At 71.1% G+C, this 13,247-nt stretch carries 27 protein-coding genes and 1 pseudogene; 26 read left to right on the forward strand and 2 right to left on the reverse strand.

Annotation, left to right across the window (positions count from 1 at the left end):
- Both ACTWQJ_RS12565 and ACTWQJ_RS12570 read right to left on the reverse strand, forming a co-directional pair.
- Positions 1–332: pseudogene (locus ACTWQJ_RS12565) on the reverse strand (hypothetical protein); the annotation flags it as partial.
- Between the two features lie 173 nt (positions 333–505).
- On the reverse strand, positions 506–1,036 hold the full coding sequence (locus tag ACTWQJ_RS12570) for a hypothetical protein (protein ID WP_443306707.1): 531 nt from the start codon (positions 1,034–1,036) through the stop codon (positions 506–508).
- Between the two features lie 129 nt (positions 1,037–1,165).
- On the opposite strand from ACTWQJ_RS12570, the gene ACTWQJ_RS12575 reads away from it, so the two are divergent.
- The 26 genes from ACTWQJ_RS12575 (at position 1,166) to ACTWQJ_RS12700 (ending at position 13,242) form a co-directional block, all read left to right on the forward strand.
- Positions 1,166–1,411 carry a helix-turn-helix domain-containing protein gene (locus tag ACTWQJ_RS12575; protein WP_443306708.1) on the forward strand — a complete coding sequence of 82 codons (246 nt, stop codon included), beginning with the start codon at positions 1,166–1,168 and terminating at the stop codon, positions 1,409–1,411.
- A 118-nt stretch (positions 1,412–1,529) separates the two neighbouring features.
- Complete coding sequence (locus ACTWQJ_RS12580; protein ID WP_443306709.1) at positions 1,530–1,721, forward strand: hypothetical protein; 192 nt, start codon at positions 1,530–1,532, stop codon at positions 1,719–1,721.
- 79 nt (positions 1,722–1,800) lie between these two features.
- On the forward strand, positions 1,801–2,073 hold the full coding sequence (locus ACTWQJ_RS12585; RefSeq protein ID WP_443306710.1) for a hypothetical protein: 273 nt from the start codon (positions 1,801–1,803) through the stop codon (positions 2,071–2,073).
- A 5-nt stretch (positions 2,074–2,078) separates the two neighbouring features.
- Positions 2,079–2,384 (forward strand): hypothetical protein, encoded by a 306-nt coding sequence (locus ACTWQJ_RS12590; RefSeq protein ID WP_443306711.1) that lies wholly within the window; start codon positions 2,079–2,081, stop codon positions 2,382–2,384.
- Complete coding sequence (locus ACTWQJ_RS12595) at positions 2,374–3,030, forward strand: response regulator transcription factor (protein ID WP_443306712.1); 657 nt, start codon at positions 2,374–2,376, stop codon at positions 3,028–3,030. Before ACTWQJ_RS12590 ends, ACTWQJ_RS12595 begins: the two co-directional genes overlap by 11 nt.
- Positions 3,027–3,389 (forward strand): hypothetical protein, encoded by a 363-nt coding sequence (locus ACTWQJ_RS12600; protein ID WP_443306713.1) that lies wholly within the window; start codon positions 3,027–3,029, stop codon positions 3,387–3,389. The genes ACTWQJ_RS12595 and ACTWQJ_RS12600 overlap by 4 nt, the downstream gene beginning before the upstream one ends.
- A complete protein-coding gene (locus ACTWQJ_RS12605; protein WP_443306714.1) occupies positions 3,386–3,856 on the forward strand; it encodes a hypothetical protein in 471 nt (156 codons plus the stop codon). Before ACTWQJ_RS12600 ends, ACTWQJ_RS12605 begins: the two co-directional genes overlap by 4 nt.
- Entirely contained in the window at positions 3,853–5,178 is a 1,326-nt protein-coding gene (locus ACTWQJ_RS12610) for a lambda-exonuclease family protein (protein WP_443306715.1), read from the forward strand. Before ACTWQJ_RS12605 ends, ACTWQJ_RS12610 begins: the two co-directional genes overlap by 4 nt.
- Positions 5,175–6,134: a recombinase RecT gene (locus ACTWQJ_RS12615; RefSeq protein ID WP_443306716.1), complete on the forward strand. Its 960-nt coding sequence runs from the start codon at positions 5,175–5,177 to the stop codon at positions 6,132–6,134. Before ACTWQJ_RS12610 ends, ACTWQJ_RS12615 begins: the two co-directional genes overlap by 4 nt.
- The gene (locus tag ACTWQJ_RS12620) at positions 6,131–6,493 is read left to right on the forward strand and encodes a hypothetical protein (RefSeq protein WP_443306717.1); all 363 of its coding nucleotides are present in this window, start codon (positions 6,131–6,133) and stop codon (positions 6,491–6,493) included. Before ACTWQJ_RS12615 ends, ACTWQJ_RS12620 begins: the two co-directional genes overlap by 4 nt.
- Positions 6,490–6,975, forward strand: a complete 486-nt coding sequence (locus ACTWQJ_RS12625; RefSeq protein WP_443306718.1) for a RusA family crossover junction endodeoxyribonuclease — start codon at positions 6,490–6,492, stop codon at positions 6,973–6,975. Before ACTWQJ_RS12620 ends, ACTWQJ_RS12625 begins: the two co-directional genes overlap by 4 nt.
- Positions 6,972–7,478 carry a hypothetical protein gene (locus ACTWQJ_RS12630; protein WP_443306719.1) on the forward strand — a complete coding sequence of 169 codons (507 nt, stop codon included), beginning with the start codon at positions 6,972–6,974 and terminating at the stop codon, positions 7,476–7,478. Before ACTWQJ_RS12625 ends, ACTWQJ_RS12630 begins: the two co-directional genes overlap by 4 nt.
- Positions 7,479–7,534: 56 nt before the next feature.
- Positions 7,535–8,701, forward strand: coding sequence for a hypothetical protein (locus ACTWQJ_RS12635; protein WP_443306721.1), 1,167 nt, complete (start codon positions 7,535–7,537; stop codon positions 8,699–8,701).
- The gene (locus tag ACTWQJ_RS12640; protein ID WP_443306722.1) at positions 8,698–9,000 is read left to right on the forward strand and encodes a hypothetical protein; all 303 of its coding nucleotides are present in this window, start codon (positions 8,698–8,700) and stop codon (positions 8,998–9,000) included. Before ACTWQJ_RS12635 ends, ACTWQJ_RS12640 begins: the two co-directional genes overlap by 4 nt.
- 18 nt (positions 9,001–9,018) lie before the next feature.
- Positions 9,019–9,423, forward strand: a complete 405-nt coding sequence (locus ACTWQJ_RS12645; RefSeq protein ID WP_443306723.1) for a hypothetical protein — start codon at positions 9,019–9,021, stop codon at positions 9,421–9,423.
- Complete coding sequence (locus ACTWQJ_RS12650) at positions 9,420–9,755, forward strand: hypothetical protein (protein WP_443306724.1); 336 nt, start codon at positions 9,420–9,422, stop codon at positions 9,753–9,755. Before ACTWQJ_RS12645 ends, ACTWQJ_RS12650 begins: the two co-directional genes overlap by 4 nt.
- A complete protein-coding gene (locus tag ACTWQJ_RS12655; protein ID WP_443306725.1) occupies positions 9,752–10,162 on the forward strand; it encodes a hypothetical protein in 411 nt (136 codons plus the stop codon). Before ACTWQJ_RS12650 ends, ACTWQJ_RS12655 begins: the two co-directional genes overlap by 4 nt.
- Complete coding sequence (locus tag ACTWQJ_RS12660) at positions 10,159–10,521, forward strand: hypothetical protein (protein ID WP_443306726.1); 363 nt, start codon at positions 10,159–10,161, stop codon at positions 10,519–10,521. Before ACTWQJ_RS12655 ends, ACTWQJ_RS12660 begins: the two co-directional genes overlap by 4 nt.
- Positions 10,521–10,766: a hypothetical protein gene (locus ACTWQJ_RS12665; RefSeq protein WP_443306727.1), complete on the forward strand. Its 246-nt coding sequence runs from the start codon at positions 10,521–10,523 to the stop codon at positions 10,764–10,766. The genes ACTWQJ_RS12660 and ACTWQJ_RS12665 overlap by 1 nt, the downstream gene beginning before the upstream one ends.
- The gene (locus ACTWQJ_RS12670) at positions 10,763–11,203 is read left to right on the forward strand and encodes a hypothetical protein (RefSeq protein ID WP_443306728.1); all 441 of its coding nucleotides are present in this window, start codon (positions 10,763–10,765) and stop codon (positions 11,201–11,203) included. The genes ACTWQJ_RS12665 and ACTWQJ_RS12670 overlap by 4 nt, the downstream gene beginning before the upstream one ends.
- A gap of 24 nt (positions 11,204–11,227) precedes the next feature.
- The gene (locus tag ACTWQJ_RS12675) at positions 11,228–11,608 is read left to right on the forward strand and encodes an HU family DNA-binding protein (protein WP_443306729.1); all 381 of its coding nucleotides are present in this window, start codon (positions 11,228–11,230) and stop codon (positions 11,606–11,608) included.
- A gap of 3 nt (positions 11,609–11,611) precedes the next feature.
- Entirely contained in the window at positions 11,612–12,088 is a 477-nt protein-coding gene (locus ACTWQJ_RS12680; RefSeq protein WP_443306730.1) for a WhiB family transcriptional regulator, read from the forward strand.
- Entirely contained in the window at positions 12,085–12,531 is a 447-nt protein-coding gene (locus tag ACTWQJ_RS12685) for a helix-turn-helix domain-containing protein (RefSeq protein ID WP_443306731.1), read from the forward strand. Before ACTWQJ_RS12680 ends, ACTWQJ_RS12685 begins: the two co-directional genes overlap by 4 nt.
- Positions 12,528–12,779: a hypothetical protein gene (locus ACTWQJ_RS12690; protein WP_443306732.1), complete on the forward strand. Its 252-nt coding sequence runs from the start codon at positions 12,528–12,530 to the stop codon at positions 12,777–12,779. The genes ACTWQJ_RS12685 and ACTWQJ_RS12690 overlap by 4 nt, the downstream gene beginning before the upstream one ends.
- Positions 12,779–13,024, forward strand: coding sequence for a hypothetical protein (locus tag ACTWQJ_RS12695; protein WP_443306733.1), 246 nt, complete (start codon positions 12,779–12,781; stop codon positions 13,022–13,024). The genes ACTWQJ_RS12690 and ACTWQJ_RS12695 overlap by 1 nt, the downstream gene beginning before the upstream one ends.
- Positions 13,024–13,242: a hypothetical protein gene (locus tag ACTWQJ_RS12700; RefSeq protein WP_443306734.1), complete on the forward strand. Its 219-nt coding sequence runs from the start codon at positions 13,024–13,026 to the stop codon at positions 13,240–13,242. Before ACTWQJ_RS12695 ends, ACTWQJ_RS12700 begins: the two co-directional genes overlap by 1 nt.
- Positions 13,243–13,247: the final 5 nt, after the last annotated feature.

Here is a 13,247-nt window from a genome sequence, read left to right on the forward strand (position 1 = left end):
AGGTAGAGGCCCAAGTGCTTTTTCCGCCGGACGGGTTCGGGCCTGTCCGGAGGGTGGGGCTCGGCCACGGCGCCGGGCTGGGGCCCGGGCTCGTGGCCGTTGACGACGGCGGCCTGCGGGGGCGGGCCGCCGTCGCCCTCGCTGTCCTCTTCGCCTTCTTCGGCGAGTAGCTGTCTCAGTGCTTTTACGTGGGCTCGCTGGGCGCGCACCTGCCTTTCGATCCCTGTGATCTGTCGCCTGACCTCGGCCAGTTCGCCGAGGAGGCGCCGCAAGAACAGACCCCCATTGATGGTGATGACGCCGAGCGCGACCGCGACAATGACCCAAGCCATTCCCGTTCCCCTGTCTGCGTGCGCGTCGGGTCTCGTACATGTGGGCGTATGTACGGGGCACTGATCGTGCGTCCGCTATGACTCCGCGTCACGCATATTCACAGGGAATGTGACTGAACCGTTATGAAATTTGGTGAACAAGCCTCACTTACCAGGTCAGAGGCCGGTTGCGGTCAGCCTGTGCGCCGTGGCCCCCGGGGCTCGCCGGCCTTTCGGGCTCGGCGCCGAGCGATCACCTCGTAGTCGGCGGCGATCTCCCGCAGCACGTCGAACCGGTCCTCGGGGTCCACGTCCTCAAGGGCTGCTTCGATCATGCGCCGGACGTGCGGCGGCGCCGCACGTAGCGCCGCCGGCATGGGCGGTGACTGCTGCGCCTCCTGGAGCTCCCGCTCCCGCAGGATCGCGGCAGCGTCCGGATGGTGTTCCTCCAGCCGGTCGGCGCTAATGCTGACCGTGTGCGCCATGGCTGCCACCGTGGCCGCCTTGCCGGGCACGCGCTTGCGGTTGGCGCCGCGCCCGCGGTAGCCGGCCTCGATCTGCCGCCAGCTGCTCCCGGAGAACTTGAAGGGCATGTGGCTGGCGGCCACCTCGGGGCTCCAGCCTTTCGCCTCGCGGGCGAGTCGGATGAGTGTCCCGTAGCCCGGCGGGCTGTGGTCCCGCTCCGGTGTCTCCATGGTCTCCCCCTCGTGGTTACCCGTGGTCACTTGTACTTTCTCGAACTTTATTGAAGGTCACCAGGTGACGCGAGGGCGTGCACGACTTCATCACATCTAGTAGAGGTGGCCACGACTAAGCACTTGTGAAAACTAGTGGCGAGTCGTACAGTCATCCGCATGAACGAAGACCCGAGAGCCTTCCGCAGACGACGGATCGAGGCCGGTCTCAGCCAGACCGACCTCGCCGAGAAGGCCGGGGTCAGCAAGTCGCACGTCTCCGATGTCGAGAACGGGCGCGCCGGTTTCTCCCCGAAGAACCTCAAGGCGATCGCCGACATCCTCGGCTGCACGATTCGTGACCTGCTGCTCCCGGAACGGGACGACACCCCGGAGCCCGCAGCGGCCGGCAGGGGCGTGAACTGATGCGCGCCCGCATCGACGCCGTGTGCCGGTGGGTGTGCAACTGCGGCCACCGCAACCCGATCTGGCGGGCGCAGTGCCGCGTATGTGGCGCGGACCGCGAGTTCAAGGCGGGTGCGGCATGAGCCGCGAGGTCGTGCTGCGGATTCAGCCCGGCGAGTCCGTCGATGCCTTCACCAGCCGGATCGCCGCCGCCGCGCCGCCGCTCACCCCGCAGCTTGCCGACCGGCTGCGCTCTCTGCTCGCGATCGACACCGAGCCGCCGGCCGAACGCGCCGCTCCTGCGCAAGCACCTCGCGCGAAGGCCGCCTGACAGCAATGAGGGCCCGCCGTGCCCCCGGCGAGCCCTCCGCCCACCAGCCCATCACCTGAAGCGAACTGAGGTGGACGCGATGAACCCCATCGTCGCACACGTCCCCCGCGTCGGCGGGGGTCAGAGCCCCGCCGAGGCTGAGCGCAACGACCTGCGTGACCTGCTGGCCGCCGTCCTGGAGGCCCTGGACATGCCGTTCGACCCCATGCGCGACCTGACCGCCATGCTGCGGATCGGCGCGGTCACCGGCACTCTGCGCGACGTCCTCAACGGCAGTGCGACCAACGGCATCCCGTGGGAGACGGACTACCTCCGCAAGGAGATCGCTCGGCTCGCCGCAAGGGGCTGGTGAGCGCCATGCCTGAGCCGCTGACCGACGCATACCTGAAGGAGATTCAGGACCGCGTCACCGCCGCGCCCAAGGGCCCCTGGGAGGTAGAGCCGAACGACTACGGCCTGCCGGACCAGGTCGGCCCCGTCGCCTACATCCAGACCTGGGTCGACTCGGAGCTGGTGCCGACCGTCGAGTTCATCGGCCACGCGCGTACCGACGTCCCGGCGCTGCTCGGCGAGGTCGCCCGCCAGCGGATCGAGATCGAGTACCTGAAGCGGCGCGTCCAGCGGCTGGAGAGCGCCGAGGGCGGTGCCCGCCATGGCCAGTGACCTCGCCTTCCCTTGGGCCCGCGAGTACGACGCCGACCAGCTCGCCGCGTTCATCGAGGACCTGTGGGGCGCTGCCTCCGGCGACAACGACCTCGACACCCTCGACGCGATCGAAAAGGTCATCGCCGAGCACCGGCCCGATCCGGTGCCGTGCCCGCTGACGGCCCGCCAGATCGAGGTGCTGACTCAGCTCGCCACCGGTGAGACGTACGAGAGCGCCGCACGCAACTTGGGCGTCTCCGTGAGCAGCTTCAAGCGGCACTGCGAGGCGATCTACACCCGGCTCGGAGTGCGCAACATGACCCAAGCAACGGTCATCGCGGCAGACCTCCGCTGGCTGCCCGGCATCCCCGTTCCGGTGCCGCCGCCGCGAGCCCGGAAGCTGGGCCCGCACAGATGGCGCGCCATTTACCGCAAGCACGTGGCGCAGATGCGCAAGCGACCCCGCCACCCCGTGGAGATCGGTCCGTACAGCTCGTGCAGCGGGGCCCGCAACGCGGCCTGGCGCATGAACAAGGGCCTGCTCAGCCAGTTCCAGCCCACCGGTGCCTTCAACGCTCAGGCCGTCCGCAGCGACAGCGGCCACTGGGTCGTCCTCGCCCGCTACCTCGGCACCACCGACACCGCAGAGAGGGAAGAGTCATGAGCGCCCGCACGCTCAACTACCGGGGCCGTGTCGTGTCCGGTCACGGGCCGCAGGACGAATACGCCCGCGCCCAACTACTACTGCTGGCCCCGCAGTTCCCGCCCGGCGCCCGCATCGCCCACGCCTGCGGCCGTGAAGGAACCGTCGCCCTGGACCAGCCGGAGCACGTCCCCGGCGTGTTCAACGGCCAGCCCACCGCCGTGTGCGTAGTGGACGACGAGCCGATGGTGTTCGCCCACTGGGACAACGAGAGCGAGATCACCTGGGGCGTCTGGGTGCCCGTCGCCAAGATCCGGCGCGGCTCGGCCCCGGCCGTGAACCGGCCCGGCAACAAGGCCCGGATCGGCGGTCGGCGATGAGGTACGCAGTCATCGCCCCGGACGGCGAACTAACCCACCACGACGGCGACCTCGACTGGGATGCGGTCATCGGTCCGGAGGGCAAGGCACGCGTCCGCCTGCCCGGCCAGGCCGTGGCCGGTTGGGTCAACGACGTCGGCCTGTACTTCCCGGAGCGCTACCCGCGCAACGTCGTCGGCTCCTGCGTGCTCGCCGCCCTCGGTGCCAACGTCCAGCCGTACGCCGGACCGGCCGTATTCACCGGCTGGAACCCGGAACACACCCCGCTGGGCCTGCCGGAGATCGAGTCCCTGCCTCAGCCCGTCGAGCACCTCGACACCGTGCACGGCGACGTCCTCAAGGCCCTCGCCGGACAGACGCCGCGCGAGATGTCCCCGAGCTGGGCTGAGCAGATGCGGGAGATCGCCGAGCACGCCCGCACCGCACCCACCCCCGGCATCACCATCCGGACGGTGACGCTGCGATGACCACCCGCCCGGCGTCAAAGCCGACCGCCGCCGCCGTCGCGAACCCGGCTGCCGCGGAAGCCAAGGCAGGAGAGGAGCACGTCCGTACCTCTGCTCTGGTGACCCCGCCTGCGCCGGGCGGGTCCCAGACCGCTCGCCCGGAGTCAACGTCACCCGCAGGCGTCCGCAGCGCCGCGGGAGCCAAGGCCGGAGAGGAGCCGACCGACAGACCGGCTCCGAAGACCCGCCCTGCTCCGGGCGAGCCCACCGCCGGGACGGAGTCAACCCCCACGGTCGCCGTCCCGGCCACCCCCACCGCACGCCTGCTGCTGCCCGCCGGTGCCCCCGCCGCCGAGTGGCACGCCGCACGGCAGACCGGCATCGGCGGCAGCGACGTCGCCGCGATCCTCGGCATGGACGGCCACGGCGGCGCCCTGCGCGTGTGGCTGGAGAAGACCGGACAGGCCCGCCCTCAGCGTGACGCCCGGCTGGAGCGTTCCGCCCGGCGCGGCCACGCACTGGAAGGCCTGATCGCCGAGTTCTTCGCCGAAGACACCGGCCTCACCGTGCTCGACTCCCCGGGCACGCTCCAGCACGTCGACCACCCGCACTGGATTGCCAACCCGGACCGTCTCGTCGTCGCCCCCGACGGCAGCTCCCGGGATGAGCTGGGCGTGCTGGAGTGCAAGTCCCGCACCTGGCGCTCGGCCCGCGTCGAGGGCTGGCACAGCGATGAAGCCCCGGACCGGCCCGCCATCCAAGGCCACTGGTACCTGACCGTCTCCGGCTACCGCTTCGGCTATGTCGCCGGGCTCATCGACGACGACCTGACCTGGTTCCGGCTGGAGCGCGACGACGAGCTGTGCGGCCTGCTCGCCGACGCCGTTGACAGGTTCTGGCACGACCACGTGCTCACCGGCATCCCGCCGGAGCCGGACGGCACCGAGGCCACCACCGAGCTGCTGGCGCGTCTGTGGGAGGCCCGGCCCGACGCGGTCGCCGAGGTCGACCCGGCGGCCACCGCCGAGCTGCTCACCCGCCGCGCTGTGCTGAAGGACCGCATCGGCGAGCTGGGCCGCGAACTGGGCACCGTCGAGAACCGGCTCAAGGCGCAGCTCGGCGAGGCGGAGATCGCCGTCCACCTGGGCCGCGAGCTCTACAGCTGGAAAGCCAACGGCACCCTCGCCACCGCCCGCCTGGCCGCGGATCACCCCGAGCTGGTCGCCAAGTACCGCAAGACGGTCGACGTCCCGGACTGGGACGCGATCGCCGAGCACCACCCCGAGACCTACCGCGCCCATCGAGCCCGCGTCCTGCGCGTGCCCTCGGAAGGAACATCATGAGCAACACCCTCAAGGACCGCGTCCGCGAAGCCACCAGCGACGAGACGACGTCGACCGACATCGCCCTGCGCGACGAGGACCTGGCCTGGCTGGCCAGCCACCAGACCTACTTCACCGACGCACTGCCCCGGCACGTCGACAAGACGCACTTCATCGCGACCGCCCGGGCCCTGTGGCCCAACCTGCGCAAGGCCAAGGTCAACCCGAACAGCTTCATCGTCGCCCTGCTCGCCTGCGCCCGCTTCGGCCTGGAGCCCGACGGCAAGCAGGCCGCGATCGTCCCCTACAAGGGAATCGCCACATTTCAACCGATGTATCAGGGCTTCATCGACCTGATGTACCGGTCCGGCCGCGTCGAGTCCGTGCACTTCAACTGGATCCGCGAGGGCGACACCTGGAACTACGACGCAGGGGCCCGGCCGCCGGCGGACTTCACACACCGGCCCAACCTGCTGCGGGCCGGGGACAACGAGGCCCGGCCGCTGCTGGCGTACGCGTTCGCGTGGCTGAAGGGCGGCTCCCGCTCGCAGGTCATCTTCCTCAACCGGCAGCAGGCCGAGGAGATCCGCAACAAGCACTCCAAGTCGTACGCGAAGGCCGAGCGGGAAGGGACACGCGACAGCACGTGGCACGAGCACTTCGACGCCATGTGGGCCAAGTCGTGCGTCCGCCGCCTCGCCAAGGTGGTGCCCACCTCGCCGGAACTGATCGAACTGCTGCGCGCCGACGAGGACGCCGAGCAGGGCGTCACGCCCACCATCATCCGCACCCTGCCGTCGGCCGAGCAGGCCGAGCCGGACGGAGACGCTTCTGGTGAGCCGCCCGTTGACGCCGAAGTCGTCGGCGACGACCAGCCGGAGGGCGGCGAGCAGCAGGCGCAGGCTGCCGCCTGGCCGAGGACCGCCCAACCCGGATCCCGTGACACCGACGGCAGCGAGGCCGGTGAGTCGGCATGAACCACGTGGACGAGGCCGACGCGCTCGCCCGCGCCTTCACGGAGCGCGGCATCAAGGCCTTCACCAGGGAGCAGTACTCCCGGCAGGGGATGCTCGATGCGATCCGCGAGAACCGGCGGCGCAACACCGACACGGCCCGCATCCGCTTCCTGAGCGAGGCCGCCCGTGCGCTCGCCGATGACATCACCCAGGTCGTCGATCTCCCCGCGAGCGACGTCGCCTCCGTACTGCTGGCTGCTGGTGGATCGGTCGGCGTACTCGCTGAGCTGAACGGCCTGCGTGGCACGAGCGTGGCGGGCGTCCTCCAGTACACCGCCGACGAGCTGGACCGGCGCGCGAACGGCGGTGAGACGCCGTGACCGCCCCCGCTCTGACGCTCACTGTCTACGGCACCCCGGCCCCGCAGGGCTCGAAGAACCGCAACGCGCACGGCGCGCTGTACGAGTCGTCGGCCGCCGTGAAGCCGTGGCGTGAAGCCGTGAAGACGGCCGCCCTGGACGCGCTGCACCACGACGACGCCTGGACGGCGCTGGACGGCGCGGTGTGGCTGGACGTCCAGTTCAGCCTCCGACGCCCGAAGCACCACTTCGGCACGGGCAGGAACGCGGGCCGACTGAAGCCATCAGCGCCGCCGTACCCGACCAGCACGCCGGACCTCGACAAGCTGGTCCGCTCCACGCAGGACGCCTTGAAGGACGCCGGCGTGGTCGCCGACGACAGCGTCGTCGCCACCCTGTCCGCCTCCAAGGTCTACGTGCTCTGGGGCGACGCCCTCCGTACGCCCGGCGCCGTCATCAAGGTCTGGCGCCTGACCGATTTCCTGAAGGAGCCCCAGCAGTGACCCAGTTGAAGTTCGACGCCAAGGTTTCCGCGTCGGCACAGGAGGCGCTGGAGAAGCACATCCGGCCGGTGTACGACGTGCCCGCCTCCCGGCGCCTGTTCATCGGTGAGTTCGCCGCGATCGAGCGCACCGAGCCCGCGCCCGGCACGGAGAAGGAAGCGTCGGTCAAGGTCCGCATCGTCTCTCTGGAGCTGCCCAACGAGGCGCAGGAGGGCTACGTGCGGGAGGCGCTGCGGTTCCTGCACCTCCAGCGCACCGCACGCGGAACGCTCGACGACGACGGCCAGCTGGAGCTTGACGAGTCCACGCTGCGCCTGACCGGCGGCCAGCTCGCCTACTTGGAGACCGCCCGTCTGCGGGCCGCGCTGAACCACTGGGCGTCGTACGCCCGGCGGGTGCTGCACACGCCGAACCTGACGGTCAGCGAGGTGCTGCACGAGATGAAGACCGTCGCCGACGGGCTGAGTGCTGCCCTCGATGGCGCCCGTGGGGACGACTCCTGACACCCCTGACACGCCCCTGATCTCAACCCGACTGCCCTTGAAGGGAGGTGACCCCCATGCCTCAACGCGTCCGCGTACCCCTTCGCGTCATCGTCGGCCACTACGCCGACGCGACGGTGAGCGTCTACACGAAGGTGGCCGCGCTGGACCGGCGCGACACCGGCTGTGAGGCGGGGGTCGCCTACCTCGCCGGTCTGCTCGGTCTGGCGCGCTCCACTGTCGAACGCGCGCTGACGCAGCTGATGCGCCCGGCGCCGGACGACGACATCGTGGAGCTGACGAGCCAGCGGCGCACGCGCCAGGGCGGCGACGGCTGGACGGCGGTGCGCCGGATCCGCGCCACCAACTGGCGGCGTGAGCACGGAGCATGGGTGCCCAGCCGCGCCGCCGAGTCGCTGAGCCCGCGCCAGCTGCGCACCTACGCCGCCCTGGCGTACGCCACGGCCACCGGCACCCACATAACCCTGGCCGAGCTGGCGCGCGTCCTGCGCCACCGGTCCGGGCAGAAGGCCGGCCAGCCCCTCGACGTGCGCTCGGTGCGCCGCATCCTGCGGGAGCTGGAGCGGCTCGGCTGGATCAGTGTCGAGCGGCGCGCCGGATATCGCGGCCGCCACCTCTACACCGTCCACGACGAGCCCACCCACGCCGCGCTGACTGCGGACACTGGAGAGGGATCCGGTGGGGATCTTGGTGAGGGATCCCTCGCGTATAAGGAACACCAGCAGACTGACTCACCTGAAGATCCGCAGGCCGGTGGTTCCATCCGCCGTAGGCGAGATCAGGTAGTAGCGCGAGCGGCTGTGGAAAACCCTCCGCTTCCGCCGTCGTTCCGCCGCCCGTACACGGGGCCGCAGCTGAGTCTCGCTCCGCGGATCTGGCGAGTCCTCGAACCCGTGAAACCACTGCTTTCAGGCCTGTCGCCGTACGTGGTCCGCGAGGCCGCTCGGGAGATCGGCCGCCAGCTCGACGCGGGCACCGACGCGCAACTGCTCCGGGCACGGCTGGAGTTCCGCTTCGCCAGCACCGAGGACATCCGCGATCCGGGCCGGTGGCTGCTGGGGGCCGCGCTGCGGATCCCGGCACCCCGCCGATCCGGCTGCGGCCTCGCCGACTGCGACGGCGGAGTCATGCGCTACACCAGCGCCCCCTGCAAGGCCTGCGCCGAGCTCGCCGACAGCCACCCGCCTCATCCGCCCTCCGAGCTGCTGGGGAGGCCCGGATGACCGACGTGCCGCAGCCCGCCACCAACCAGCTGCTCTCGCTCGCCGCAGCCTGTCGGCCCGACTGGTCCATCGACCAGCTGCGCGACGTCCTCGCCCAGGCCCGCAACGCGGACATGAGCTGGGGCCGCGTCCTGGTCGCCGTCGCCCAGCTGATCGCCGACCCCGAGGCCGAGCCACCCGACCTGCTTGCCGCAACGCCGGAGCCGTGGCGCCAACGCCGGCGCCCGCCCGAACCCGAGACCGCACACCGCGGGGCCGCCGCCGTACGCGCCGCCCTGCACCACACCGACACCGACTGACCGAGGGAGATGATGGCGATGACCGCAACGGCGCACATCGCCCGTCGCACCACCCCGCACCACCCGCTCGCCAGCCTGCGAGCCCGCTGGGAGGCCTTCCAGCTCCGCCACTCCCGGCGCGCCCTGAACGCGTACTTCGAACGCGTCCGCCTGCTCCGGCCGGTCACGGACCCGCACCGTCACGACTGGGAGTCCCCGGCCCTCGAGGACGCGTTCGCGCACCTGGCGGCCGACCACCCCGGACAGGTGGCCGCTGCCTCTGCGCGGGACATCGACCGGGAGCAGCTGCTGCTCGCTGCCTGTGACGCCTGGTTCCGCGACGTCCACGGCCCCGAGCACCGCTGGGACCCCCGCACCACCGCCACCTACAACCGGCTGATGGCCGACGTCCGCGCCTGCTTCCACCCCGGCGGCGTGGCATGAGCAGCCAGACGAGCGAGTACCAGGCCACGGACGACACACGGACCGCGCTGGACCAGCAGCTGTACACGCTGTTCGGCCGGGCCGTCCGCGAGGTCCGCATCACCCGCGTCAGCTGGCCGGACGGCAAGCGGTGGGTGGCCATGGCCATCGGCACGCACGGCGGGGAGATCCCCCTGCACGACGGCGGCCTGCACCACCAGGCGGCGATGGTCCTGCGTGACGCCTTCCCTCACGCCAACTGGTCGCGCGCCCAGGACTACGACGTTGCCACCGGCACCTTGCGCGAGCACCTCGTGCGGGTGCCCGCCAGCCTGCGGGGTGACGACCGGTGAGCCCCGACGACTACGACCGGCTGTACGCCGAGTCCCGCGACGAGCCCGCGTTCTCCAACGGCGACGAGGGCTACGGATGGATGGCTGCGAACTGCGACCGCTGCATCCACGACAAGCCGGCCCGCCAGGGCGACGACGCGAACGGCCGCCCGCTGGTCCTGATCACGCTGATGGGCCGTACCCCGGCGCAGTTCCTCGACGGGCCGCGCGACGAGAACGGCCTGTACGGGATCGCCGACCAGTACGTGTGCACCGAGTTCCGCAGCGAGGACGACCCCGACCCGACGCCGCGCCCGGTGCCCACGCCGCCCGGCCAGGGCGAGTTGCTGCCCCGCGAGCCCTTCGAGGGACACCGCATGCTCACGCCGCTGACCGAGCACGCTGACACCGCCGGGAGGCCCGCATGAAGTCCCGTGGCCTCCAGGCCCGCCCCAGGGCCGATCACCAGCACGCCGCCGACCAGGCCCGGCAGATGCCCGGCCAGTGGGTGCTCGCTGGAACGTACGGCAGCAGGGCCAGCGCAGTGTCCGCCGCCCTCCAGGTCCGCACCGGCGACCGCGCGCCCGCCTACCGGCCCGCCGGGGCGTACGAGGCGCGTACCGAACTCACCCAGGACGGCGCCGACCTGTGGGTCCGCTACGTCGACCCGGACGCCTGCAAGGCCCCCGACTTCCGCGACTCCATCGACTCCGGGCTGACCGAGGACCTGGACGCCTTCTCCCGCCGCCTGGACGCGGCCCGCACCAACACGACCCGGAGACCCTGATGCTCAACCTCGTCAAGGCCGCGCAGACCGCGCGGGAACGCCGACTCGAATCCGAGAACCGCCGCCTGCGCAACCAGGTCGCCTCCCTCAACGAGCGCCTCACCCAGCTCCAGGCCGCGAACGAGGGCCACTACCGGGCGCAGTACGACGCCACCGGCGGCCCGCAGTTCGACACCGCCCAGCCGTTCGGCCACGAGCCGAAGCGCAGGCTCGGCACGCTCTGGATGAAGGGCGGCACGCCGTGATCGGGTACGTCTTCCTCTCCGTCGGCGTCGCGGGCACGGTCGCGTTCGTCTACTTCATGGCCCCGGCCGGCCGCGGCATGCACCGCTACGTCGCGCCCCGGTCGGAGCTGCGCGCCGAGGCCGCCCGCAGCAGCGCCGAAGCCGAGGAACTCGCCTGCAAGCTCGTCGGGCTGGCCAGCGAGCTGGACGCAATCGGCGGCGAACGCGACGACCTGAAGGCCGCGCTGGAGAAGGCCGGCCTGCGCATCGCCGAACTCGAAGAGCAGCTGCGCGACGCGGACCAGCTCCGCGAGACGAACACCGCGCTGAAGTCCCAGCTGGCCAACGTGACCGCCATCCGCCCGCTGCGCCCGGCCGACGACGGCGTGTCAGCGCTGCCGGACGACGCACAGGAATTCGCCGACCAGACCGCTACCGCCTGGCGCGCCCGCGCCTGACCCAGACCCCGTCCGCCGCCGCGGATGACACCGGCCCCGGCGGCGGACGGCACAACCACCCCAAGGAGAACCGTGAACATCCGCCAGCTCGCCGAGATCGTCGCAGACGACACCGGCCTGACCCTCTCCGACACCGAAGACACCCTGTGGGCGGCGTTCGACGCCATCGCCCGCACCCTCGCCGCCGGGGAGTCCTTCACCCTCTCCAACTTCGGCACCTTCGCGACCTACACCCACGCCACACACAAGAGCTTCAACATCGGCACCCGCGAAAGCATGGTCGTCCCCGCCTACCGCGCGGCCCGCTTCCGGGCGACCGGCCGCCTGCGCGAGATGGTCCGCGACGGCGACACAGGTGCCAGCATCCGCAAGCTGCCCAAGGGCAGCCGGACGGCCGCGGAGTGACCCATGGCCAACTACACCGGACAGGTCCCCGACATCGCGGCCCGCCCCCTGGACTGGATGGAGCGCGCGGTCTGCCTGGACGAACGGGAGATCTTCGACGATCCCAGCCGTGAGCACGAAGCCCGCATCGTCTGCGTGGCCCGCTGCCCCGTCCGTTCCCAGTGCCTGGCCTACACGAAGGAAACGGAGCGCGGCCTGCACCGCGACCAGCGGGACGGCGTCGCCGCCGGCCTCACGTACGACGAGCGGCACCGTCTCGATGACACGGCGCAGCACCGCCAGGACGACGGCGACCCGATCCGGCTCGACGGCACCGAGCGCTGCGGCACCCACCTCGCGCTGGTGAGGCACCTGTGGCTCGACGAGCCGATCGACTCCAAGTGCTGGAGCGGCGAGGTGTACCGCGAGCACGGCAACCGTCGGCAACGCACCGCCAACGCGCCCGACCCGGAGCCGCTGCCGAAGAGGACGGCGTCATGAAGGTCCGCGCCGACATCGCCGAGCTGCTGCGGGAGGGCGTCCCCGAGAGTCACATCGCGCGTCAGCTGCACGTCGACCGAGGCACCGTCCGCAGAACCCGCAAGGCACTGGGCATGCCAGCCCCGCAGCGCGGGCCGCGCAGCAGCTACGCATCGATCGAGGACGCCTTCCGCAAGAACACACAGTCGGTCGACGGCGGACACCTGCGCTGGACCGGCTACATGGACGGCACTTTCCCGATGCTGTGCTACCGCAGCCAGCGCATCCCCGCTCCCAAGGTGGCCTTCCGTCTCCATAACGGGCGAGAGCCGGTCGGCCGGCTCACCCGCACCTGTGAGGTGCCCGGATGCGTTGCGGGCCGCTGCCTCGCCGACCGGCCGATGCGGGAGGCCAATCAGCGGGCCGACGCCGCCTACAAGGCCATCTTCGGGCGGTCGCCATGACGGTCCAGCTGCCGATCTTCACCGACTGCCCCTACGACGGCTGCGAGGACGGCTACTGCGCCTGCCTCGAACAGGACCTCGACCCCGACGACTTCGACGGCTCGTACGAAGACCTCGATCCCGAGGACCTCGAACTGCTCGAAGCCCTGGAGTCCGGTGCCGAGCTGATGTTCACGCGCGGGCGCCTGCGAGTCGTCGAAACCGTCCCGATCTCCATCGACACCTACGAACCCCTGCAAGGAACCTGATGTCCCTGCTCAGCTGGGCTGCGATCGCCGTCGGCGTGATCGCCGTCATCGCCATGGGCTTCGGCCTGCCCGACTCCTGGTTCTGCGCGCTGCTCGCCCTGACCTGCATGCTCGGCGGCGCTGACGCCGCCTACCGGGAGCTGAAGGTCTGGGCGGTCGCCTTCCTCACCGGCGGCCTGGTGTTCACCGCGGCCGCCGTGTGGTCGGCGCTCCGCAGTGGGCGCGCCGGCCGGGGCGGGACGTGATGGCGGTCCTCACCACTCGCGACGTCCTGCTCGTCGGCGCGGCCGGCGGCCTCATCGTCCTGCTCTGCCTGGCCGCCTTCGTAGCCGTCGGTATCGCCCTGCACGCCGCTTTCTCCCGCGCCGTCACCGCCTGGGATGCATGGCGCATCAGCCGCGAAGACCTCAAGACCTGCCGCGCCATCGAAGCGCGCGGCACCACCAACCACCCGAAGGAGTAACCCCC

The sequence above is a fragment of the Streptomyces sp. KR55 genome, from assembly GCF_052245645.1.
GTDB lineage: Bacteria > Actinomycetota > Actinomycetes > Streptomycetales > Streptomycetaceae > Streptomyces > Streptomyces flavusporus.

Bases quoted from the DNA above. Each gene is read 5' to 3' on its own strand.
- ACTWQJ_RS12575 (WP_443306708.1), top strand. From the start codon at position 1,166: ATGAACGAAGACCCGAGAGCCTTCCGCAGACGACGGATCGAGGCCGGT.
- ACTWQJ_RS12580 (WP_443306709.1), top strand. From the start codon at position 1,530: ATGAGCCGCGAGGTCGTGCTGCGGATTCAGCCCGGCGAGTCCGTCGAT.
- ACTWQJ_RS12585 (WP_443306710.1), top strand. From the start codon at position 1,801: ATGAACCCCATCGTCGCACACGTCCCCCGCGTCGGCGGGGGTCAGAGC.
- ACTWQJ_RS12590 (WP_443306711.1), top strand. From the start codon at position 2,079: ATGCCTGAGCCGCTGACCGACGCATACCTGAAGGAGATTCAGGACCGC.
- ACTWQJ_RS12595 (WP_443306712.1), top strand. From the start codon at position 2,374: ATGGCCAGTGACCTCGCCTTCCCTTGGGCCCGCGAGTACGACGCCGAC.
- ACTWQJ_RS12600 (WP_443306713.1), top strand. From the start codon at position 3,027: ATGAGCGCCCGCACGCTCAACTACCGGGGCCGTGTCGTGTCCGGTCAC.
- ACTWQJ_RS12605 (WP_443306714.1), top strand. From the start codon at position 3,386: ATGAGGTACGCAGTCATCGCCCCGGACGGCGAACTAACCCACCACGAC.
- ACTWQJ_RS12610 (WP_443306715.1), top strand. From the start codon at position 3,853: ATGACCACCCGCCCGGCGTCAAAGCCGACCGCCGCCGCCGTCGCGAAC.
- ACTWQJ_RS12615 (WP_443306716.1), top strand. From the start codon at position 5,175: ATGAGCAACACCCTCAAGGACCGCGTCCGCGAAGCCACCAGCGACGAG.
- ACTWQJ_RS12620 (WP_443306717.1), top strand. From the start codon at position 6,131: ATGAACCACGTGGACGAGGCCGACGCGCTCGCCCGCGCCTTCACGGAG.
- ACTWQJ_RS12635 (WP_443306721.1), top strand. From the start codon at position 7,535: ATGCCTCAACGCGTCCGCGTACCCCTTCGCGTCATCGTCGGCCACTAC.
- ACTWQJ_RS12640 (WP_443306722.1), top strand. From the start codon at position 8,698: ATGACCGACGTGCCGCAGCCCGCCACCAACCAGCTGCTCTCGCTCGCC.
- ACTWQJ_RS12645 (WP_443306723.1), top strand. From the start codon at position 9,019: ATGACCGCAACGGCGCACATCGCCCGTCGCACCACCCCGCACCACCCG.
- ACTWQJ_RS12650 (WP_443306724.1), top strand. From the start codon at position 9,420: ATGAGCAGCCAGACGAGCGAGTACCAGGCCACGGACGACACACGGACC.
- ACTWQJ_RS12660 (WP_443306726.1), top strand. From the start codon at position 10,159: ATGAAGTCCCGTGGCCTCCAGGCCCGCCCCAGGGCCGATCACCAGCAC.
- ACTWQJ_RS12665 (WP_443306727.1), top strand. From the start codon at position 10,521: ATGCTCAACCTCGTCAAGGCCGCGCAGACCGCGCGGGAACGCCGACTC.
- ACTWQJ_RS12675 (WP_443306729.1), top strand. From the start codon at position 11,228: ATGACACCGGCCCCGGCGGCGGACGGCACAACCACCCCAAGGAGAACC.
- ACTWQJ_RS12680 (WP_443306730.1), top strand. From the start codon at position 11,612: ATGGCCAACTACACCGGACAGGTCCCCGACATCGCGGCCCGCCCCCTG.
- ACTWQJ_RS12685 (WP_443306731.1), top strand. From the start codon at position 12,085: ATGAAGGTCCGCGCCGACATCGCCGAGCTGCTGCGGGAGGGCGTCCCC.
- ACTWQJ_RS12690 (WP_443306732.1), top strand. From the start codon at position 12,528: ATGACGGTCCAGCTGCCGATCTTCACCGACTGCCCCTACGACGGCTGC.
- ACTWQJ_RS12695 (WP_443306733.1), top strand. From the start codon at position 12,779: ATGTCCCTGCTCAGCTGGGCTGCGATCGCCGTCGGCGTGATCGCCGTC.
- ACTWQJ_RS12700 (WP_443306734.1), top strand. From the start codon at position 13,024: ATGGCGGTCCTCACCACTCGCGACGTCCTGCTCGTCGGCGCGGCCGGC.